The organism is Bacillus sp. CCNWLW194, from assembly GCF_037120585.1.
In the GTDB taxonomy this organism is placed as follows: domain Bacteria; phylum Bacillota; class Bacilli; order Bacillales; family Bacillaceae_G; genus Bacillus_A; species Bacillus_A basilensis.
On record NZ_JBBBBL010000003.1, the window covers coordinates 368,435 to 390,476 of the forward strand.

At 36.2% G+C, this 22,042-nt stretch carries 26 protein-coding genes and 1 riboswitch; of the genes, 13 read left to right on the forward strand and 13 right to left on the reverse strand.

The window, feature by feature from the left end; translation table 11 throughout:
* Nucleotides 1–3 precede the first annotated feature (3 nt).
* The 7 genes from V7S50_RS08420 to V7S50_RS08450 all read right to left on the reverse strand — a co-directional run bounded on the left by V7S50_RS08420 (nucleotide 4) and on the right by V7S50_RS08450 (nucleotide 5,991).
* Entirely contained in the window at nucleotides 4–501 is a 498-nt protein-coding gene (locus V7S50_RS08420; protein ID WP_242252405.1) for a cation:proton antiporter regulatory subunit, read from the reverse strand.
* A gap of 34 nt (nucleotides 502–535) precedes the next feature.
* Nucleotides 536–1,102 (reverse strand): tyrosine-type recombinase/integrase, encoded by a 567-nt coding sequence (locus V7S50_RS08425; RefSeq protein WP_063223605.1) that lies wholly within the window; start codon nucleotides 1,100–1,102, stop codon nucleotides 536–538.
* A gap of 344 nt (nucleotides 1,103–1,446) precedes the next feature.
* Nucleotides 1,447–3,306, reverse strand: a complete 1,860-nt coding sequence (locus V7S50_RS08430; RefSeq protein ID WP_242252403.1) for an FtsX-like permease family protein — start codon at nucleotides 3,304–3,306, stop codon at nucleotides 1,447–1,449.
* Nucleotides 3,307–3,323: 17 nt separating this feature from the next.
* The gene (locus V7S50_RS08435; protein ID WP_071771094.1) at nucleotides 3,324–4,085 is read right to left on the reverse strand and encodes an ABC transporter ATP-binding protein; all 762 of its coding nucleotides are present in this window, start codon (nucleotides 4,083–4,085) and stop codon (nucleotides 3,324–3,326) included.
* A gap of 256 nt (nucleotides 4,086–4,341) precedes the next feature.
* On the reverse strand, nucleotides 4,342–5,364 hold the full coding sequence (locus V7S50_RS08440; protein ID WP_242252402.1) for a DUF418 domain-containing protein: 1,023 nt from the start codon (nucleotides 5,362–5,364) through the stop codon (nucleotides 4,342–4,344).
* 198 nt (nucleotides 5,365–5,562) lie between these two features.
* Complete coding sequence (locus V7S50_RS08445; protein ID WP_001129340.1) at nucleotides 5,563–5,712, reverse strand: hypothetical protein; 150 nt, start codon at nucleotides 5,710–5,712, stop codon at nucleotides 5,563–5,565.
* Nucleotides 5,713–5,727: 15 nt separating this feature from the next.
* Nucleotides 5,728–5,991, reverse strand: a complete 264-nt coding sequence (locus tag V7S50_RS08450) for a YtzC family protein (RefSeq protein WP_000840865.1) — start codon at nucleotides 5,989–5,991, stop codon at nucleotides 5,728–5,730.
* Nucleotides 5,992–6,102: 111 nt separating this feature from the next.
* Between V7S50_RS08450 and V7S50_RS08455 the strand changes: the two genes are divergently transcribed.
* The 6 genes from V7S50_RS08455 to V7S50_RS08480 all read left to right on the forward strand — a co-directional run bounded on the left by V7S50_RS08455 (nucleotide 6,103) and on the right by V7S50_RS08480 (nucleotide 11,516).
* A complete protein-coding gene (locus tag V7S50_RS08455; RefSeq protein ID WP_000868033.1) occupies nucleotides 6,103–7,062 on the forward strand; it encodes a TIGR01212 family radical SAM protein in 960 nt (319 codons plus the stop codon).
* Nucleotides 7,059–7,631: a class I SAM-dependent methyltransferase gene (locus V7S50_RS08460; RefSeq protein WP_242252400.1), complete on the forward strand. Its 573-nt coding sequence runs from the start codon at nucleotides 7,059–7,061 to the stop codon at nucleotides 7,629–7,631. The genes V7S50_RS08455 and V7S50_RS08460 overlap by 4 nt, the downstream gene beginning before the upstream one ends.
* A 196-nt stretch (nucleotides 7,632–7,827) precedes the next feature.
* Nucleotides 7,828–8,661 (forward strand): ABC transporter ATP-binding protein, encoded by an 834-nt coding sequence (locus V7S50_RS08465; protein WP_242252395.1) that lies wholly within the window; start codon nucleotides 7,828–7,830, stop codon nucleotides 8,659–8,661.
* Nucleotides 8,662–8,679: 18 nt separating this feature from the next.
* On the forward strand, nucleotides 8,680–9,360 hold the full coding sequence (locus V7S50_RS08470; RefSeq protein ID WP_242252394.1) for an ABC transporter permease: 681 nt from the start codon (nucleotides 8,680–8,682) through the stop codon (nucleotides 9,358–9,360).
* Between the two features lie 24 nt (nucleotides 9,361–9,384).
* A complete protein-coding gene (locus V7S50_RS08475; protein ID WP_242252393.1) occupies nucleotides 9,385–10,059 on the forward strand; it encodes an aspartate/glutamate racemase family protein in 675 nt (224 codons plus the stop codon).
* Between the two features lie 155 nt (nucleotides 10,060–10,214).
* The gene (locus tag V7S50_RS08480; RefSeq protein WP_242252392.1) at nucleotides 10,215–11,516 is read left to right on the forward strand and encodes a PepSY-associated TM helix domain-containing protein; all 1,302 of its coding nucleotides are present in this window, start codon (nucleotides 10,215–10,217) and stop codon (nucleotides 11,514–11,516) included.
* Between the two features lie 37 nt (nucleotides 11,517–11,553).
* On the opposite strand, the gene V7S50_RS08485 is transcribed toward V7S50_RS08480, so the two are convergent.
* From V7S50_RS08485 to V7S50_RS08495, 3 genes are all read right to left on the reverse strand, one after another.
* Nucleotides 11,554–11,769, reverse strand: a complete 216-nt coding sequence (locus tag V7S50_RS08485; RefSeq protein WP_063223614.1) for a hypothetical protein — start codon at nucleotides 11,767–11,769, stop codon at nucleotides 11,554–11,556.
* 63 nt (nucleotides 11,770–11,832) lie between these two features.
* Nucleotides 11,833–12,897, reverse strand: a complete 1,065-nt coding sequence (locus V7S50_RS08490; protein ID WP_242252634.1) for a tetraprenyl-beta-curcumene synthase family protein — start codon at nucleotides 12,895–12,897, stop codon at nucleotides 11,833–11,835.
* A 37-nt stretch (nucleotides 12,898–12,934) separates the two neighbouring features.
* Nucleotides 12,935–13,738 (reverse strand): alpha/beta hydrolase, encoded by an 804-nt coding sequence (locus V7S50_RS08495; protein WP_242252391.1) that lies wholly within the window; start codon nucleotides 13,736–13,738, stop codon nucleotides 12,935–12,937.
* 75 nt (nucleotides 13,739–13,813) lie between these two features.
* Here V7S50_RS08495 and V7S50_RS08500 point away from each other — a divergent pair, with 75 nt between their 5' ends.
* From V7S50_RS08500 to V7S50_RS08510, 3 genes are all read left to right on the forward strand, one after another.
* Complete coding sequence (locus V7S50_RS08500; protein WP_000640207.1) at nucleotides 13,814–14,326, forward strand: gamma carbonic anhydrase; 513 nt, start codon at nucleotides 13,814–13,816, stop codon at nucleotides 14,324–14,326.
* Between the two features lie 142 nt (nucleotides 14,327–14,468).
* A complete protein-coding gene (locus V7S50_RS08505) occupies nucleotides 14,469–15,002 on the forward strand; it encodes a phosphatase PAP2 family protein (protein WP_242252390.1) in 534 nt (177 codons plus the stop codon).
* A gap of 12 nt (nucleotides 15,003–15,014) precedes the next feature.
* Nucleotides 15,015–16,157, forward strand: coding sequence for a glycosyltransferase family 4 protein (locus V7S50_RS08510; RefSeq protein ID WP_242252389.1), 1,143 nt, complete (start codon nucleotides 15,015–15,017; stop codon nucleotides 16,155–16,157).
* A gap of 273 nt (nucleotides 16,158–16,430) precedes the next feature.
* On the opposite strand, the gene V7S50_RS08515 is transcribed toward V7S50_RS08510, so the two are convergent.
* Nucleotides 16,431–17,033, reverse strand: coding sequence for a molybdenum cofactor guanylyltransferase (locus tag V7S50_RS08515; protein WP_242252387.1), 603 nt, complete (start codon nucleotides 17,031–17,033; stop codon nucleotides 16,431–16,433).
* A complete protein-coding gene (locus V7S50_RS08520) occupies nucleotides 17,030–17,539 on the reverse strand; it encodes a MogA/MoaB family molybdenum cofactor biosynthesis protein (RefSeq protein ID WP_242252386.1) in 510 nt (169 codons plus the stop codon). Before V7S50_RS08520 ends, V7S50_RS08515 begins: the two co-directional genes overlap by 4 nt.
* Before the next feature lie 252 nt (nucleotides 17,540–17,791).
* On the opposite strand from V7S50_RS08520, the gene V7S50_RS08525 reads away from it, so the two are divergent.
* Both V7S50_RS08525 and V7S50_RS08530 read left to right on the forward strand, forming a co-directional pair.
* Nucleotides 17,792–17,971 (forward strand): hypothetical protein, encoded by a 180-nt coding sequence (locus V7S50_RS08525; protein ID WP_000424805.1) that lies wholly within the window; start codon nucleotides 17,792–17,794, stop codon nucleotides 17,969–17,971.
* 6 nt (nucleotides 17,972–17,977) lie between these two features.
* A complete protein-coding gene (locus tag V7S50_RS08530; protein WP_242252385.1) occupies nucleotides 17,978–18,157 on the forward strand; it encodes a hypothetical protein in 180 nt (59 codons plus the stop codon).
* A gap of 41 nt (nucleotides 18,158–18,198) precedes the next feature.
* On the opposite strand, the gene metK is transcribed toward V7S50_RS08530, so the two are convergent.
* Nucleotides 18,199–19,398 (reverse strand): methionine adenosyltransferase, encoded by a 1,200-nt coding sequence (gene metK / locus V7S50_RS08535; RefSeq protein ID WP_242252384.1) that lies wholly within the window; start codon nucleotides 19,396–19,398, stop codon nucleotides 18,199–18,201.
* Between the two features lie 167 nt (nucleotides 19,399–19,565).
* Nucleotides 19,566–19,687, reverse strand: a riboswitch (SAM riboswitch).
* Nucleotides 19,688–19,915: 228 nt separating this feature from the next.
* Between metK and pckA the strand changes: the two genes are divergently transcribed.
* Entirely contained in the window at nucleotides 19,916–21,502 is a 1,587-nt protein-coding gene (gene pckA, locus V7S50_RS08540) for a phosphoenolpyruvate carboxykinase (ATP) (RefSeq protein ID WP_063223624.1), read from the forward strand.
* 291 nt (nucleotides 21,503–21,793) lie between these two features.
* A complete protein-coding gene (locus V7S50_RS08545) occupies nucleotides 21,794–21,991 on the forward strand; it encodes a hypothetical protein (protein WP_242252383.1) in 198 nt (65 codons plus the stop codon).
* Nucleotides 21,992–22,042 lie beyond the last annotated feature (51 nt).

Sequence of the window (22,042 nt, forward strand, 5' to 3'; positions counted from 1 at the left end):
CGATTATGAATCACCTCCTGCTGAAAGCAATTCATTAATAATTCTTTTCACTTCATGTCTTTCACCCGATAACACGAGCATATCGCCAGCTTCAATAATAGAGTCTGGACCTGGATTAAAGAATTTCTTCATATTCTTTTTTAAAATAGCAATAATCGTTACATTATACGTTTTTCGTACATGTAAGCTACCAATTGTTTTTTGTACGACTGGTGCGTTATTTTCCACCTTAAACCATTCAATTGATAATCCTTCAAAAGCCATCTCAATTGTGTCTAATGCTTGTGGTCTATATACCATTCCGCCTAATATAGCCGCAATTTGTCTCGCTTCAGAATCACGAAGAGAAATGCTTGAAATACTCTCATCATGATCCGCATCAAAATGATACATTTCTCTTCGGCCATCATCATGAATAACGATAACCAGCTTTTCATTACCTTTTGTAATTACTTCAAATTTACATCCAATGCCCGGTAATTCACTCTCTCGAATATTCATATTTTCCGCCTCCTAAAGTTTTTAGTTACGGCTTTTACAAATCTACATCAATCTCTGTTTTAAATTCTTCATCTTTTGAGATTCCCAAATATTTTAATGTCTCTGAAGGTGTCGCATGATGAAAATGTTTTTGCAATAGCGCAATCGCTATCCCTCTTTTGTACGCATGAAATCCAAATGTTTTTCTCATTGAGTTCGTTCCGATTTTACCAACAACCCCAACTGCTTCAGCAGCATTATGAATTACACGATACGCTTGTTGACGCGTAATTGAATTTGCCGTTTTATTAGATTGAAATACGTAGTTTTCTCTTTTCACATTAATAGATTGTACGTACTCTAAAAGTGCTTCTTTTACTTTTGTATTTAAATAAATATCTTGTTTAAACTTTTCATCCTTCACAGGAAGAGAATAAAACTCTTTAACAGTTCCATCTTCATTTAATACCTCTTCAAATTTCATGCTAAGTAGCTCAGTAATTTTTAATCCTGTGTTAATTCCAATAACAAATAAAAGATAATCTCGCTGCGAGTGCTCTTTTAAATACTTTTTCATAGCCTCAATTTGGCTTATATCTTTTAATGCCTCTACAACTTCCATACATGTATTCTCCTCATCTTATGAACGGTAATTTTCTCATCATGTTGTCCATTTTACCTTATCATGCTAGGGGATTTCCATGTATTATCCATTATTTTTTAATATACTTTTAGGTCCGAAAATTTTTCGTTTGGAAATTTATAATTGTGCAAATACAGTGGGGTAGGAAAAATAGGGGGATACAAGTTCAGCCTCTTTCTACAGATCGGATTCCTCCTTTCATTATCCAGCTGCTTCTACTTTAATATTATGTTACTTATTTATATTATATTATATATTTCAGTAACATTAAAGTATTTTTTCTGAAAATAATAAAAACCGAGCAGTTTCGCTCGGTTTTTTTATTAATCTTCCTTAGGTAGTACAATTCCTTTATACAATTGAACTGTAATGAAGTAATAAATCGTGTAAATAACTACGAAAATTACAATTGGTACCCAAATACGGAAGTACGGATCGATTAAAATAAATCCGAAAATATTCATACCAACTAATACGTGTGCAATACCTACAATTGCTGGGAATAAGAATACTAAGAATAATTCTTTATACATGGATTTCGTTAATAATTCACGGCGCACACCGATTTTACGAAGCATTTGATAACGCGTAATATCTTTTGATGCACCAGAAAGAATTTTAAACATTAAACAACTTGCCATCATTGCTAAGAATGCAATTCCAAGGAAGAATCCCATAAACACTGTTCCGCTCGCAACGCCGTAGAACATGTCGTAAGCTTGATATTTACTATTTAATCTTTCAGCTGCTACATTTTTATATTTATCTAGTTGCAACTCGTCAAGTTTTTTCCATTCTTTTATGTGTGCTTCAAAATCATCTGTTTTTCCAGTAAATACGATTCCTTCTTTACCGTTTACAGTATCGTACATTTTTTGATCTACAATTTTAATTGCATGATCTTCATGTACGTAGAATGGCTGGATTGTTCTGAAAGCCTCGTCCCATTCTTCTGGAAGTTCTTTAGCGTTCGCATCTTTTTCATTCATTTCTCGAGAAACTGCACCTACTGGCAGGTCCGCTGAAACTTTCTTTGTATTCATTAAATCCTTCATCGACTTCATATTTGACATATCTTTTACTAAAGGACGATTTTTCTCTAAATCTTCTTTTACATAGTAAACGTATTTATTATCAACTTTGTAACGATATTCATTTTTCTCTTTAAATGTAATACCATTTAAGACTTTCTTTTCTTCAGCTGTTGGATTATGAACAACTGAATCGTAAATTACTAAACCATCAACCATTTTTATAACGTTATTTTTAAACGCCATACCACCTGAAATTGCACCAGCTCCAAGAGCAACTAACATCGCTACTGTTGCAAGTACTTTCGTTAAACTATTAATACGGAAATTTAATTGTGCAAATGTAAAAGCGTTAAGCCCTTTTTCACTACGCTTTTTATTACCTTTTAACTTTTTAATAATAACCGGAAGAAGTGATCCAAATAGCATGTAAGTACCAGCTGTCGTTGTAATTAATGCAATAAGGATTCCCATTTCCCTTAGTTTTTCCATGTAAATCATTGATGCATAGCCAATACCTAATAAAATAACTGCAAGGAATGCAACTACACCTGTCATTTTTCCTTTTACTGCAACACGTTCTGTTTGTGCGTCTGCATGTACAAGTTGCAGTACAGAAATACGTGATAATTTAATACTGTTCATAATTGCTGATAATACAAATAGTGCAAAGAAGAAGATGCACGTAACAGTCATTGATGGTAAATAAAATGCTTTATAGCCTTTACCAGCAAATTCTAATTGTTTCATTAATAACTGTCCAATACCTTCTGCAAGTCCTACACCAACTATAATACCAATTGCAAGAGACGCAGCGCCTAATACGATTGTTTCGATAAACATAAGTAATGTAACTTTATGCTTTTTTGCTCCTAACATCATATACATACCAAACTCTTTTTGACGAAGAGATAGTAAGAAAGAGTTCGCATACAAAATATAGAAGAACGTTATAATAGCGAGTAAAAATGAACCTGCTTGGAATACAAATCCAATTTGACCAATAGTAGAATTTTCCTTAAGGAAGGCTTCGTTTAACGCTAACGTTTGAAACATATAAAAAATTGAAATGGACATGACAAGACCAACAAGTAAGACGATATAATCTTTCAGCTTACTTTTTAGTCCTGACATGGAAAGTTTAAATAACATGCCCTAGACCTCCTTTCTTACGCTTTTTGTGTGCCTAAGTCTGCAAGCACATCTAAAATTTCTTTATAAAACTCTTCACGTGTACCACCACGATGAATTTCTTTATATAGCTCACCATCTTGAATGAATAAAATACGCTGACAGTAACTTGCACTATACGGATCATGTGTAACCATCATAATAGATACGCCTTGATCTTTATTTAAGTTTGTCATCGCATCAAGTAAACTCGCTGCATTTTTAGAATCAAGCGCTCCTGTTGGCTCGTCCCCTAAAATAATTGCTGGCTCATGTACTAAAGCGCGCGCTGCTGCTGAACGCTGTTTCTGTCCACCAGACACTTCAGATGGGTACTTTTGAAGAATAGCTGAAATTCCTAACATATCTGCTACTTTTTCTACTTTCGGTCCAATGTTACGTGATGAAACACCTTGAAGTGAAAGTGGCAATGCAATGTTTTCGTAAATAGATAAGTTCTCTAATAAGTTAAAATCTTGGAAGATGAATCCTAATTTTTGCGAGCGGAAATCAGAAAGCTCACCTTGCTTCATTTTCGTAATATCCGTTCCTGCAATTTCAACAACTCCGCCCGTTGCTTTATCAAGCGTTGAAATTACATTTAGTAATGTTGTTTTACCAGAACCAGATGGTCCCATAATCCCAACAAACTCACCCTCTTGAATTGAGAATGATACACCTTTTAATGCGTGTGATTGATTCTCACCTTTTTTACCGTACACTTTTTGAACGTTTTTCACGTCTACAACTGGTTTCGTCATATATATCCTCCTACACTTGTTTTTCCATTACCTATTCTGCGCTTTTTGGAGCTGAACTGCTATTTGTTAACATTACAATTACCTTACACTTTTGTAAGATAAAAAAGGTGTGCTTGTAAGCTTAGCCTTTTCCTTTAAATACAAATTCGTTCACTTTTTGAAATGGTACGTCGGTAAATGAAATTACATCGACTTACCGACAAAAGCTAAAAATAAAAATAGGCTGTTCCACAAAAGGAACAGCCTACTTCACTCTTTATTTCTTTAAAGGCGTTACCGTCCAGTACGTAATAACACGCCAAATCCATTCTAGTGGACCCATCTTAAAGATTTTCATCCAAATTACACTAAACACAATTTGAATTGCATAAATTGCAATACAAACATATAAAGTCTGCATATACGTTAAGTTTTCTGCGAAGTTAAATACACTGCCTGCAATTAAAATCATTGCAGTTTGTCCGATATAATTCGTTAAAGCCATACGACCGTAGTATTTGAGTGGTGCTAACAATGTTTGAACTGGTTTTAATTGAAGTAATAAAATTAATGCCCCCACATAGAAAGCTGAAATGACTGGTCCAACTGTAACACCAATTTTTAAAAATTGGCCTGCAGCATCCATTGTTCCGTCCTCATTCATAAGTATCATATTTACAAATGGCTCAGCAGGCACGTGCCCGTATTGATACCATACAGCTACGACACTTAAGACAAACATAATACCTGTAAAAATAGCGACTTTCTTTATGTTTTGCGTGAGATTTTCAAATACACGATATTGCCCTGCAGCAAGACCTAATAAAATTAAGCCGAGTGGTAATAGTTCTTTAATCCCCATTACACTAAAAGCAATTGTTAAAATAAGGCCAATAACTAAGTTCACTTGTTTTTTCGCTTTATAAAATGGTAAAACGATTAACCCGCAAATTGCATATAACGTTAATGCCTCTCCAGGCTGAAACATGTAATGAATCAAACCGAAAATAAATAGTGCAACTACCCGGCGTAGAAATAGAACATATCCATTCTTTCCTTTGGCAATTGCTCTCGTTATAAAGATATAGAATCCTACTCCAAATAAGAATGAGAAGATTGAGAAGAAACGACCTTCTACAAATAAGTATAGAAACCTTTGATAACTTGCATCCACTGTATTAGGATCTGGAATTTTAATATTAAGTAGTGCAAGAATATTTACTAAAATAATCCCCAGTAGTGCGAAACCACGAATGTAATCTAACTCATCAATTCGTTTGTTTGTAATATTGTTCCCCATAAAGCAACTCCTTGTCCAAAATTTAATCCTCCCTTACTCTACTGGAGAAGTAGGCTTATAACTATCGGTAAACCTTACAGTAATCTTACATTATTGTCATATAGTAAAATAAAACTTTAATTGATATGTTAACTGTTCATCTCGCACTACTCATCCATTTGCAGTGCAAAATAAAACCAGGTCATAATGCGACCTGGTTTACTCTGATTGCTTCGATTTTTGAGGTTGTCCTTTTTTACTGTTACGCTGTTTTACTTGAACAATCGGATCAAGTTCATTTGAAAACTCAGCGTTATGTCCATTTTGCGTTTTTTGCTCTGGGTTATTTTGATCTGAACGTTTCGCCATTACATTCACTCCTTATTAGTGCGGTGTAATAATCATTTGATGTTGCAGTTGGCGAATTGCCATACGTGCTCTATTTAATTGCTCACGTTGCTCATCATTCGCATGTTGTTGCATCGTTTGTAAATCGTTATACGCTTGTTCTAATTGTAACTGCGCATCTGAATACTCCATCGTATTGTAATGCTCTTGTCTCATACCAAGATCTAATTGTTCTTTCGCATATTCCACCGCTTGTTCCGCTTGTGTAATATAAGATTCAAGTGATTGACGCTCTGCCATAATTGTCCCTCCTTGCTTCAATTCCCCTTTAGTGTGTCCCTTCCATATGAACCTTATGAGTATGTTATAATGGATTTTGTTTCATTTTGACTCGGCTTAGGAGGGAAAGTAATGAAGGTTCAAAACCCTTTTCCATATACGAACGACAATAAACGTTATCATACATGGAATTACCATTTACGAAATGAATTTGGAGAAAAAATCTTTAAAGTTTCATTAGATGCTGGCTTTGATTGCCCAAACCGTGACGGTACAGTTGCTTATGGCGGTTGTACATTTTGCAGTGCTGCTGGATCTGGTGACTTCGCTGGCGATCGCCGCGATGATGTTATCACGCAATATCATGAAATGAAAGAAAAAATGCGCTCAAAGTGGAAAGACGGAAAATGTATCGCTTATTTCCAGGCGTACACAAATACACATGCACCACTTGAAGTGTTAAAAGAAAAATTCGAACCGCTTCTAGCAGAAAAAGACGTTGTCGGTCTTTCTATTGCGACTCGTCCAGATTGTTTACCAGACGATGTCGTTGAATATTTAGCGGACTTAAATAAACGCACGTACCTTTGGGTTGAGCTCGGACTACAAACTGTTCATGAACGAACTGCAAATCTTATTAATCGTGCTCACGATTATCCTTCTTACGTTGAAGGCGTAAATAAATTACGTAAACATGGCATTAGAGTTTGCTCTCATATTATTAACGGTCTTCCTCTTGAAGATTACGACATGATGATGGAAACAGCTCGTGAAGTAGCGAAGCTTGACGTACAAGGAATTAAAATTCATTTACTTCATTTATTAAAAGGAACACCAATGGTGAAGCAATATGAAAAAGGACAATTAGAATTCCTTTCTCTTGAAGATTATGTAAGTCTCGTTGTTGACCAACTTGAAATTATTCCAGAAGACGTAATTGTGCACCGCATCACAGGTGACGGTCCACCTGATTTAATGATCGGCCCAATGTGGAGCTTAAATAAATGGGAAGTATTAAATTCCATCGATGCAGAATTTGTACGCCGCGGAAGCTGGCAAGGAAAATATGCAAATGAGGAGAAACAAAAATGAAATTAGAACGTGTATTACCGTTTGCTCGCACGCTGCTGCAAACGGCAGTAAAAGAAGGCGATTATGCTGTAGATGCAACTTTAGGAAACGGTCATGACACTTGCTTCCTAGCTGAAATCGTTGGAGATAACGGAAAAGTATTTGGATTTGATATTCAAAAAGAGGCAATTGAAAGCTCGACGACTCGTCTAAAAGAAAAAGACCTATTCGAACGTACTGTTTTAGTTCACGATAGTCACGATACACTTCTATCCGTATTACCAGAAGATGCAAAAGGAAAAGTGACAGGCGCGATCTTCAACTTAGGTTACCTTCCAGGCGGAGACAAGCATATCGTCACAAAACCGAACTCAACAATCTCGGCAATCGAGCAATTACTAGACGTAATGGCACCTGAAGGTATCATCGTCCTTGTCATTTACCACGGACATCCAGAAGGACAAGTAGAACGCGACGCTGTACTTAAGTTTGCCGAAGAACTAGACCAAAAACAAGCACACGTACTGCGATACGGCTTCATTAACCAACAAAACAACCCGCCATTTATTGTAGCGATTGAGAAACGATAAAATATCGACAATTTTTCAATTATATCTATCGTAACTTAAAATATATCAACGATTTTTTCGATATATCGACGATTCGACACAACATATCGACTTATCGACAAAAGATAACAAAAAAGACGTGCACTCACTGCACGTCTTTTCGTTATTCTCCTATATAATGGATATATACAATATTTAAAGAAAGAAGGATAGAACTTTGCTAGTAGAACTAAGGGGAATTCAAAAGAAGTATGGCAAATCACTTATACTAGACAACATTGATTTATCCATTCCAGAAGGAGAAGCACTCGCTATTGTTGGCGGGAACGGGACTGGAAAAAGTACGCTACTCAAAATAATTGCAGGCTTTATTTCACCTACGACAGGGACGATTCAAAGGAAAGAACATATACAAATCGGTTATGTACCTGAACATTTTCCTGAAGGGATTCGTTTTACATTAGAAGATTATTTATATCATCTCGGCTGCATTCACGGTTTATCAACAGCATATGTAAGAAATAAAATTCCGATGCTCCTTGAATCTTTTCATTTACTTCATGCAAGGCATTCCGTTGTACGAAACTTTTCAAAAGGTATGAAACAAAAAACAGGCATTATGCAAGCATTACTTACAGACGTCCATTTATTAATTTTAGATGAACCTCTTTCTGGGCTCGATCCTAACTCTCAGCAAGAATTAGAACATATTTTACTCTCATTCAAACAACAAGGTATATCTATACTCTTCACATGTCACGAAAAACAGCTACTAGAAAACTTCGCCGATAGAATTGTGACGTTAGCAAATCATACAATTGCAGAAAATATCTCTGTACAAAAAGGAGCAGAACAAGTCTATATTGAGGCAATCGTTCACGAAACATTTTCAGCGATAGAACTACAGAAACAATTAGGATTTATACACGTTGCACACAATTCAAATCAAAATCTTATTCAATTACAAATCGAAAAAGAATATACAAATGACATACTTCAGTTTTTATTACATAAAAAAGCATCTATCACACTGCTACAACCTAACTTTTAAATCGAAAGAAGGTTTATTATGTTCGCGCTTATTCGTTACCATTTTCTCGACTATACAAAATCATATAAGTACATCCCTCCTATTGCGATGTACTTTATAAGCTTGCTTTTTGTATATACATATAAACCGACTCCTATTGTACCGACATATTTAGAAACAGCACTCGCACTTTATTTATTATCTGCCTGGATTACGGTCACAATTTTTCATACCGAAGACCCTGTACAAGAGCAAATCACTATTTCACACACAAATAACATTTCCGCATTATACGTTGGTAAATATATTACAGCTCTTCTCATTTGTACTGTGTTATCTTTTATATCCGTAATCTATCCCATTATTTTGCAAATGTTTAATGAAAAAATGACAGTTTCTTTATTTCTAATCGGATTTCTCTCTCACATATCTTTCTCTATACTAGGGATTTCAATCGCAACATTATTTACAAGAAATATAATTCAAAAAGCAGGCACTGCTTGGCTTAGCCTTACATTTATATTGCTTATAACGATCGCATCTATCCAGTTTAAAAAAGAGTTACTATGGTTTTTACCACCTGTCGAAAGCTTTCTAATGCTTGGACAGTACAAATATAATATACTGACTCACACGCTATGGCTGACAGCTTGGGCTATCGTATATTCATTTTTATTATTTACTTTATTTCTTTTTATCGTTCGCAAAAAACGTTTTTAATTACATATTAAAGGAGACGAAACAATGATCGGAATACTAGCAGGAATGGGGCCAAAATCAACCGGACCGTTCGTCGATACAGTTGTAGCAGAATGCCAAACAATATACGGAGCAAAGCATGATATGGTTTTTCCTCATATGATGATTTACTCGTGCCCAACACCGTTTTACATGGATCACCCTATTGATCACGAAGCAATGAAAAAAGCGATTATTGAAGGGGCGCAAAAGCTTGAAAGTACTGGTGTAGAATTTATCGCTATGCCGTGCAATACAGCGCATCTTTATTTTGAAGAATTACAGCGATCTCTTTCTATTCCTATTTTGAATATAGTTGATGAGACGTTAAAAGCAATTCCTGAAACTGCCAAAAGAGTCGCTCTTCTCGCAACGGAAGCAACTGTTCAAGCTGGAATTTACCAAGATGGGATTGTAAAACGTAATATAGAGTACATTCATCATGAAAAATGGCAAGAAATGATTAATCAAATTATTTCTTGTATTAAAGGCGGAGAAATTGAAAAAGCTCGCGAATTGTGGAATGAGCTCGTTTTACAGTTGGAAGTTGAAGTAGATACTGCAATTATCGCATGTACCGATTTGAATGTGATCGCGAGTGAGGATTTTGTTGATTCCTCTCAATGTCTTGCTGAGGCGGTTGTTAAGATGTATCTATCAAATACAAAGAGATCTTCATAAACATAGAAAACATCCCTTTTGAAATGTGTTTTTTGTTTGATAAAAATCCCCAAAACTTTTAACTTTCTTCACAATTCTTTCAAAGTAATCACACTTAATCTCGCTATATTAAATAAGTAGTTATTCATATAGGGAAGGTTAGGGGAACTGAAAGTATGAAAGTAAACCGTTCGCTTCATTACATTTTTTGGCGTTGGCATTTTTATGCTGGGCTTTTTATTACGCCGCTTCTTATTACGTTGTCACTGAGCGGAATTGGGTATTTATTTCGGGAGGAAGTTGAAGATTTCATCTATAAAGATTTATATTTTGGGAAGAGCGCCCAAACAGAATCTATTTCGATGTCTGATTCTATTTCCTTAACAGAGAAACAATATCCGCATTATAGTGTGGCAAAAATTAGTGAGTTTCATGAAGATTATAATACGAGACTTACCATTGCAAATGAGTATACTGGACAACAAAAATATGTGTATTTAGATAGTAATAATCAAATTGTTGGGGATCAAAACGCAAGTGAAACGTTTGCCAATATAACGAGGGAATTACATAGTTCTCTTTTAGTTGGTGGCACTGTCGTTAACTATATTGTAGAACTTGCGGCATGCTGGACAATCTTTTTAATTGTAACCGGATTGTATATGAGTATACGCCAATTCAAAAACACACCGGCCTCCAGTAAACGAGAAAAAGCAAAACGACGTCATTCTATTATCGGTATTATATTTACAATTCCTCTCGTTTTGTTAGTCGCATCTGGATTGCCTTGGTCAGGATTTATGGGTAACCAAATTTATAAAATCGCATCGTCGAATGAATCGCTCGGGTATCCAAAGTTGTATATGGCACCACCTGAATCGAAGGTAAAAGAATTGCCGTGGGCAACTAGAAAAGAAGCTCCTCCTGAATCTAATTCGAATGAACCGAAAGCAATTTCTGTCGATGAATTGCAAAAAGGGATTGAAATAAAGAAACCGTATGTTATCTCACTACCAACTGATCCGAAAGGTGTATTCACCGTTTCGAAATCGAGTGGTTCTGGTATTACAGGTATGCACGTCGCACCAAATGAAGAAATAACAGCTTATTTTGATCAATATAGCGGCGAACTTATTTCCAAAACGGACTATCGTGATTATGGCTTATTTGCACAATGGTTCACTTACGGTATCCCGCTTCACGAAGGTCATTTATTCGGATGGCCAAATAAAATATTATGCTTACTAACGACATTATCTTTATTACTTCTCATTTATTACGGAATAAAAATGTGGTTAGCAAGAAAGCCGAAAGGAAAATTAGCAGCACCTCCTAAGCAAAGAGATAAGAAAAGCATACTCGTTTTCTTTATCATGATGGTTATACTAGGCGCTGTCATGCCTTTATTCGGACTATCTGTGTTAGTTATTTTTGCGATTGAGCTTCTTATATATGCATTTGCAAAAATACGTTCATAATAAAAAAGCGTTTGTACTACCGTGTACAAATGCTTTTTTATTTACTATTCGTTTGTTTTTTTCTACTACTTATTAAAAAGACAATATCTACTATAATAATTGCGCCAATTATTACTTGTGGCACATAATCCATCATAGTAGGACCACTTGGCCTATTCATCATCATATACATTCCAGTTACAAATGAAATTGATAATAAGACTAAGAGTGTTACTTCAATGTGATCATATAGCTTTTGAAAGACATACTTCATTTCCGCCACCACCTTTACCATATTATAACAAAAAAAACCACTCTATATGAGTGGTTTTCTTCATCACTGCGCCGTTTTCTTTCGGTACATCTTCCCGTTCCAATAGAAGAATCGTGAAGTGAGGCCTCCGTATTTTACAATGCGCCGTGCCATTTTGTGCATATTCTTTTGTGCTGATACTTTTTGATCTGATAAATAAATACCAAGTAACCCTCGGCTTATAAGACGATGAAACTTCGCATGAGGCAAATCACCAATGCTTTTCTCTGCTTCTTCTACAAAGTGTTTCATACGATCTAATATAGCTTGCTCGTTTTCATAATAACTACAGAAATTCAAATCCCCGCCGGCGCGGTCTTCTTCTTGATCAATGAAATAATCAAGTAAGATATGAAGCCCTTGCACGTAAGGGAAATATCCTTGTCTAATTTTCGCAATATCTTCATGATGTAATTCATCATGAAATGCATATGCTACAAGACAGAAAATTCCAAGCGTAGAACCGGCACATGCTGAAAATTCAAACCAACTCATCTCAGGTAAGTTTTCTTTATGCGCTTCAAACCACTTTTGTAATCGTGGTTCTCTTTCTTCTAACTTCACGTGTTTATGAATTTGCAAATCACAATAATAACAAGCAAGTTCATGAAGAACAGGAGCAATTTTGTCATAGTGCTTCGTTTTCTTTAAAACATCTTGGCACGTTTCAACAAGTTCATCTAAATAACCACCATCATCTTGATCATCACGATAACGATAATAATTACCGCCACCTTCTACTTCAGGTGATAATGCCATTAACATCGATTCATGCAACGCGGCAAAATCATTTGGATCAAGTGATGTACTGCGATCACATAAATTATCTAAGTAGTCACTAATCGTTTGATATGCGACGATAAAACGAATACATTCCTCACGGTGTTCATTCGCTAATAGCGCTAAAATACCACCGCCTTCGCAATGAAACGTTTTATGCTCAATACTTGCGATTGCCTGACTATGAAGCTCATCATTCGGAATATGGTAGGCACGCTCTTTCCACATCGCTAGCTCATGGTGTACAACCGGAAACACATCACGGTATACTTTCGCCATGAGCGTTATGGGATTACTCGGTACGTTCACTTCTTCCTTCATCTCCTCTATTCAATGTACAAATAATTTACTTATTTGTTTCTATTATGTTATTGATGCGTATTTCAGTAAATGACTGAATATAATTCAAAATTTCATCACGCTCATACTCATTTAATAACTCATGATAACAATTCGGCCATTCTTTAAAAGCCTTATCACTCATTTTAACATTATCAAACCACATGCGGACACGTGTTTTATCTACAAGTTTATCCTCACATGCTTGCATTAGCAAGAGTGGAACGTCTGGAAAATCACCTATTTTTTTATGAGCAATTTCAATAGACTTAATTAATTCACTATACCAACGTACTGATACTTTGCGCAAGAACAATGAATCATTCTCCATCGCATCTCTCACTTCATGGTTACGTGTTGACATTTCCACTGTAAGATTTGTTGCAAATTGCAATTTTGGAGCAATAATATTTAATATTTTTGAGGCAGCTTGAAGCGGTGCAGAAGGTGCAGCTAATACGCCTAAACATGGCGAACTTAAAATAATGCCGTCTACATCTTCTCTCTTCGTTTCTTGCATCATACGAATGACGATAAGACCACCCATACTATGACCAAATAGAAAAATAGGTAATCTGTACTTTCTTGCCTCTTTCACCCATAGTTTAACTTCCTCTATGTATTCATCAAACGAATCAATATGTCCTCTATTTCTTGAAGTCGTTCCATGTGACGGAAGGTCCCCCATCACGACGTGGTAGCCGATATGATTCCACATTTCCGCAACGGCTTCATAACGTCCGTGATATTCCATTGCGCCGTGTACAATAACGATTACAGCTTTCGCTTCCTCTGCTTCATAATTCCACATACGGCTTCTCCTCCATTTCACTCTTTCTCATAATTTGATACACTGAAACTAGTCTCTAGGAAAGGAAGGCTTTACATGATATATCCTTACAAAGAAAAAAATCCGAAAATTGCGAGTAGTGCTTTTATCGCTGACTATGTTACCATTACAGGCGATGTTTCCGTTGGCGAAGAATCAAGTATTTGGTTTAATACAGTCATACGCGGCGATGTATCACCAACAATCATTGGAGATCGTGTAAATGTACAAGACCAATGTACACTTCACCAAAGCCCACAATATCCTCTTATTTTAGAAGACGATGTAACAATTGGGCATCAAGTGATTTTACATAGTTGCCATATTAAGAAAGATGCTTTAATTGGAATGGGATCTATTATATTAGATGGTGCTGAAATTGGCGAAGGAGCCTTTATCGGTGCTGGAAGCCTCGTTTCACAAGGAAAGAAAATCCCGCCAAACACGTTAGCTTTCGGTCGTCCAGCGAAAGTCGTTCGTGAATTAACAGAAGAAGACCGTAAAGACATGGAGCGTATCCGCACACAATATGTTGAAAAAGGTCAGTACTATAAATCATTACAGAAATAAAATTCCGCTGCCATAAGATTGGCAGCTTTTTTATAAAAAAACTAACTTTTTCTTTACAAAACATTATTACTCCCTCAACAAAATCTTATTAAAATAAAAGCTAATATCTCCATATATATGTAAACGAGGGAGGAGAATTTTCATGAAGGCCAGCGGACTGTATAAAATAGAATGTTACATTTTCAAAGGAATTAACCGATATTTTGATCAAAAAACGTTAAATATCTTTTTCAGCAATATTACTCATATCGGTGGCGCGACTTTCTCCATCGCACTCACACTGTTCTTTTTAATTTTCGCAGGTGGAACTTTGCACCAAGCTGCAATTGCAACTGCTATTTCGTTAGCAATTAGCCATATCCCTGTGCAAATATTAAAAAGGTGGTATCCGCGAAAACGTCCTTATTTAACAATTCAGGATGCAAAATATCCAGTCCATCCATTAAAAGACCACTCTTTCCCGTCTGGTCATACAACAGCTGTTTTCTCTGTCTTTATTCCATTTATTTGCTATAATCCAAGCTTATTTGTTTTTCTATTACCGTTAGCATTATGCGTTGGTATTTCTCGTATTTATTTAGGGCTTCACTATCCGTCTGATGTATTCGTCGGTATGTGCCTCGGCACTTGCTCTGGCATCATCTCTTTTTATCAATTCATCCCACTTTTCACATAAAGGAGTGATATGATGAGAGTCGCCATATTTACCGATACTTTTACGCCACAAGTGAACGGGGTTGCGAAAACATTAGAACGATTAACACGTTACTTTCAGAAAGAAAAAATCGCCTATTCTGTTTTCGCCCCTCAGCATACGGCTGAAGATAATTTCGTGGCTAATGTGAACAAGATGAGAAGTATCCCGTTAACAATATTATATCCAGAATGTCGTTTTTCTTTTCCTACTCCGCGCATTAAACGAGAACTTCTTTCCTTTAAACCTGACATTATTCACATTGCCACGCCTTTCAACATGGGACTTTGTGGATTGTATTATGCAAAAAAATTAAACATCCCAGTTGTCGGTTCTTATCATACTGATTTCGATGCTTATTTACGCTATTACAAAATCGAATTTCTCTCTAATATGCTTTGGAACTATTTAAAGTGGTTTCATAGTCATATGCAAAAAAATTTTGTACCCTCTCCTGAAACATTACATCAATTAAAAAATAAAGGCTTTCAGGCTCTCTCTATTTGGGGACGGGGTGTAGATTGCACACTCTTTCATCCATCTTACAATACAGACCTATTCCGAAAAAAATATAATATTACAGCGAAGTACGTCCTTTCCTATGTTGGACGGATTGCCCCTGAAAAAGATATTGATACGTTGCAAAATCTTATCGTTAAATCAGCGCATACTCGAAACGATATTCATTGGCTTATAGCAGGAGACGGTCCTCTAGCAACAAATTTGCGTGAAGCTGTCCCAAAAACAAATGTAACCTTTACTGGATATTTACAAGGTGAAGATTTAGCTGAAGCCTATGCTTCTTCCGATCTAATGGTATTTCCATCTGCTACTGAAACATTTGGGAACGTTGTACTTGAATCGCTTGCATGCGGTACACCTGTCATTGGTGCAAATAGTGGCGGGGTTAAGAATATTATTACAGATGGAAAAACGGGAGTTCTTTGTCCACCCAAAAATGAGGACGCATTTCTATCATCCATTTATCTTTTATTGCAAAATGAAGAAAAACTTGAGCAGATGGGAATAGTAGCTTCATCTTATGCGAAATCAAAAAGCTGGGATGAGATCTTTCGTGGCTTACTTAACCAATATGAAGAAGTCCTTCAGCATAACGCATCAGAGTTGCTTGCTTAAATAGAAAAACTCCCTTCAAAAAAAACGAAGGGAGTTTATTACACAGTTGTAAACTTTACTTAAATAAATGATACACAAGGTGAAATATCATATTATTTCTATATTCATTACAACAAAAACAAACAGACTTGTAATAAAAACCCATATAAATAAATATATGGTTATACAGTATTTTAACTGTATAGTGATTTTAAGAATTCCCCTTAAAATCAACTTACTCACATACCTTTATACAGTAATTGTTCCCCAATTTCTGTATATCAAAAAAACCTTTCATTCATTTGAAAGGTCTTTTTGAGCCTGCACATATTCTTCTTTCGTATTCACATTCATAAACCAATCCGCATTCGCTTGTACATCTTCTCCAGCAACATATTTCACATTACATTGTGATAAAAGTTGGCCCATACTTCTTTTTTCTTCTTGAAGCAAAGCATAAATCTTTTCTTTCACACGGTTATGATATGCTGCAAGTAATGGTTGTTTTCTTCCATTAATAATAGGTACGACTGCATCATATTCATCACTCGTTTGCTCTAATAAAATGGTAAACCACTCATGCGAAACATTTGGCGCATCGCAAGGCATAATAGCGTACCAATCTGCTTCTATGTATTCCATACCTGATACAATCCCAGCAAGTGGTCCGTTTCCTTTATAGTGCGGAATATCTTCTATAACAGGAACTTGTACGATTTGCTCTACTCGCTCTTTTATATCAGAATGACTAATGACTACAACCTCTTGGAGCGTCCTTGTCATCACTTTCAAAATATGCTCAATAAACGTACTCCCTTGCCAGCTCGCTAACGCTTTCGGCTCACCGAATCTACTCGACATACCGCCCGCTAATACAATTCCAGCCCATTTACTCATTGGCGATACAGCTCAAATGTAATATGACCTAATTCTGGTAAAATTAGCTTATTCATCGCAAGGCGAACTGCTCCGCTAGACCCTGGCATTGAAAAGACAACTTTTCGCCCAATTGTGCCACCGATCGCTCTACTTAACATTGCACTACTTCCGATATCTTCTAAATAACTAATCATGCGGAACAACTCACCAAATCCGACAATTTCTTTATCTAATAGCGCTGATACGGCTTCAATTGTGACATCACGTTTCGTAATACCAGTACCACCATTTGTTAATACAACATCTACGTCTTCCCTATGATAACCAGCTAACACTGCTTGCTGAATACTCTCTTTATCATCTTTTACAATTTCATAAGAAGTCACTGTATGTCCTGCTTCTTTTAACAATTCATGTAATAATTGTCCACTCTTATCTGTCTCTTCCGTACGTGTATCAGAAATCGTCACGATCTTACATCGCACTTCTTTTGGAGCTTGTTTTTTATGTTCATTGACACTCATTTTTCCTCTTCCTTTCTTAAAGACTTTTCTTCATTTTATCATACATATCTTTACACAATTATGTATGAAGCCGATGATGCATCATGATACAATATAAGTATACTAATCCACAAAAAGGAAAATAAAAAACATTCTTTCTTATCCCCCTAGACTTCACATCATTAGCTAACCTTTAACTTTTCTTATATTTTCTACATAGTAGAATTCAGTTTTTAAAATTGCACTACCAAATAAATCGGAGGTCTACATATTATGGAACTATATAAAAAATTAACAACAACATTCATCCTCTTATTTGTTGCTTCCATCACTGTCGGTTTTTCTCTAAAAGGCGCAATCCCATACGCTACATTAGTAAGCATTATATTCGCAACGCTATTTTTACTGAGCAGTGCATTTTGCGCAGGAAAAGCACGTCAAATGAAAGGTTAATTTCACATGTTTCAAAAAAAGCCAACTGTTTGTAAATCATGCCAAAAAGAAATAAAAACATATGAAAAAGCTTGGATTCATATGCCATTTCTGGCAAATGGCATGACGAATATAAAAAAGTATATTGAACTAGAAGGCGAAGTGTATTGCAGTTCATGCATTCAAATTATAAGTAAAACGAAATAAAAAAAGCTTTGCGCTCACTGCGCAAAGCTTTTTTTCATATATTATAGACCAGCTTGCTCTTTTAAAGCTGCAGCTTTGTCTGTACGTTCCCATGATAGATCTACATCAGTACGTCCGAAGTGGCCGTAAGCTGCTGTTTGTTTGTAAATTGGGCGACGTAAGTCTAGCATTTTAATAATACCAGCTGGGCGAAGATCGAAGTTGTTACGAACTAGTTCTACTAGTACGTCTTCAGATACTTTACCAGTGCCGAATGTATCAACTGAAATTGATACTGGTTGTGCTACACCGATTGCGTATGCAAGTTGTACTTCTGCTTTATCAGCAAGACCAGCTGCTACGATGTTTTTCGCAACATAACGAGCCGCATATGCTGCAGAGCGGTCAACTTTTGTTGCATCTTTACCAGAGAATGCACCACCACCGTGGCGAGCGTATCCACCGTAAGTATCAACGATGATTTTACGTCCTGTTAAACCAGCATCACCTTGTGGTCCACCAATTACGAAGCGACCAGTTGGGTTAATGAAGAATTTCGTTTCTTCATCCATTAATTCTGCTGGAACTACAGTCTTAATTACATGCTCTTTTAAATCGCGATCGATTTCTTCCCATGTAACATCTGGATGATGCTGTGTAGAAATTACAATTGTATCTACACGTACAGGTTTACCATTTTCATCATACTCAACTGTAACTTGCGTTTTTCCATCCGGACGTAAGTATGATAATGTATCATCTTTACGTACTTCAGTTAAACGGCGAGCTAATTTGTGAGCAAGCGAGATTGGAAGTGGCATTAATTCTTGTGTCTCATTACATGCGAAACCAAACATTAAACCTTGGTCTCCTGCACCAATTGCCTCAATCTCAGCGTCAGTCATTTGACCTTCGCGTGCTTCTAGCGCTTGGTCAACACCCATAGCGATGTCAGCAGATTGCTCATCGATAGATGTTAAAACTGCACAAGTTTCTGCATCGAATCCGTATTTTGCGCGTGTGTAACCAATGCCTTGAATTGTTTCACGAACGATTTTTGGAATATCTACGTAAGTAGAAGTCGTAATTTCCCCCGCTACCAATACTAAACCAGTTGTTACAGTTGTTTCACAAGCTACACGTGCATTTGCGTCTTTTGATAAGATCGCATCTAAAATTGAATCAGAAATTTGGTCACAAATTTTATCTGGATGTCCTTCAGTTACAGACTCAGATGTGAACAGATGACGTTTTTTTGTCATGTGGTAAACCTCCCTACAGTAATTGTATATATTGTACGGAACTCATCCTTAATTTGCCACAAACTGCGACATACATTTATTCTCCCACAAGCATACAGAAAAACCTTTCCTACTTTACATAGAGGAAAGGTTTAATTTGCTACTTGCATACTGCTTTTTGCCCTTCGCTCTTATCGTTCGAGACCTGTAGCCTCGCACAGGTTTTAGCACCTATTCACCTGTATTTACCACTACAAGTGAGGTTGCTGGGCTTCATCGGGCCTGTCCCTCCGCCAGCTCGGGATAAGAGAGTATCCGTCCCAACCTATACTAAAGAAATGATATTCATTTGTCAATTAATATTCACATTTTCCTGAAAGTTTTTCTCAATGCGCCTAAAATGAAATATTAATAAGGAAATAATGTATTCACACAAACAAAAAGAAATAAATAGTATACATTATTTATATAATTGTGTTATACTCTTGTTGGGGATTACGAGAAATATTTCATTAAATGAAAAGGATGGTATATAAATATGAGTACTGTGAATGTCCAAATTGGTTTACACGAATTATTGAACGGAAGCAATGCACAGATTCAACTAAGTGTTCCGCAATTAGTGGAAAAAGTATTAATGCGAAATGAAGGGAAATTAACTTCGACTGGTGCCGTTTCTGCTTCAACAGGAAAATATACAGGACGTTCTCCTAAAGATAAATTTATTGTGAAAGAAGCATCGGTTGCTGACAAAATTGCTTGGGGAGCTGTGAATCAACCGATTTCTGAAGAACATTTTAATAAATTATATACTAAAGTTTTAGAATACTTAAAAGAAAAAGAAGAGTTATTCGTCTTCAATGGATTTGCAGGCGCTGACCGCAATTACCGCCTACCAATTCAAGTTATTAACGAATATGCATGGCACAATTTATTTGTACATCAATTATTCATTCGTCCAACTGAAGAAGAATTAACAACTCATGAATCAGAGTTCACAATTGTTTCTGCGCCGAATTTCAAAGCTGATCCAGCTGTTGACGGTACAAACTCTGAAGCATTCATTATGGTTTCATTCGAAAAACGTATCGTACTAATTGGTGGTACAGAATACGCTGGAGAAATGAAAAAATCAATCTTCTCTATTATGAACTTCTTACTACCTGAACAAGATATTCTTTCTATGCATTGCTCTGCAAACGTAGGTGAAGAAGGTGACGTAGCACTATTCTTCGGTTTATCTGGAACAGGTAAAACAACATTATCTGCTGATCCAAACCGCAAATTAATCGGTGATGATGAGCATGGTTGGTCTGATAACGGTGTATTCAATATTGAAGGCGGTTGCTACGCAAAATGTGTAAACCTTTCTCACGAGAAAGAACCACAAATTTTCGATGCAATCAAATTTGGATCTGTTTTAGAAAACGTTATCATTAATAACCAAACGCGTATCGCAGACTATAACGATACTACTTTAACAGAAAATACTCGTGCTGCATACCCTATGCATGCGATCGATAATATCGTACTGCCAAGTGTTGCTGGACACCCAAATACAATCATTTTCTTAACTGCTGATGCATCTGGCGTATTGCCTCCAATCAGTAAGTTATCAAAAGAACAAGCTATGTATCATTTCTTAAGTGGTTACACTAGTAAACTAGCAGGAACAGAGCGCGGTGTTACATCACCGCAAGCAACATTCTCAACTTGCTTCGGTTCACCATTCTTACCACTTGATGCATCTCGCTATGCTGAAATGCTTGGTGAAAAAATCGAGAAACACGATGCGAAAGTATTCTTAGTAAACACTGGCTGGACTGGTGGCGAATACGGCGTTGGAAAACGTATGAACTTAGGTTACACTCGTGCAATGATTCAAGCGGCATTAAGCGGCGAACTTGCGAAAACTGAAACAGCTAAACATAACATCTTCGGTCTTGAAGTTCCACTTCACGTACCAGGTGTACCTGACGAAGTGTTAATGCCTGAACAAACTTGGGCTGATAAAGCTGCTTACAAAGCAAAAGCAATCGAGCTTGCAAATGAATTCAAAGAGAACTTCAAAAAGTTCGACAGCGTATCTGAAGATATTATTAACTTAGGCGGCCCAATCGCTTAAGAATAAACTTTCTGTTGGAATAACCCTTTTACTCATATGAATAAGTGTCGTGTAACCGTAAAGTTCCGCGTACTCACCGACAAAACCCAATGCGGCTTAACGGTTACACACACTTACATAAAAAAGAAGCTTACGTTTTTGCGTAAGCTTCTTTCTATATCTTATATAAAATGAAACATTAATCTCTTCATCTGTGGCTTAGTTTGGTTAATTTACAGAAATTTCACTTTATATTTATTTAATTTTAGTTTTCCATGATACAATTTACATATATAGGAAGGGGTGAAACCTATGAAAATTTTTTCTCGTACAGGAAAAATTTTATTCAGTTATGGAGCGATCCAAATGTTTTGGGGACTTGTGATGCTTAACGTTAATTTATTTGAGCATACAAGTGAAACAATAAAATATATTATTCTAATTACCGGGATAGCTTTTTGTATTATATCCAACTTTTTTAAAAAATCTAAGAGTCATACTAATACGTGATTTCATGTTAACTTATTGGAAGCGGAAACCTGTATTTTATGCAAAGTTACG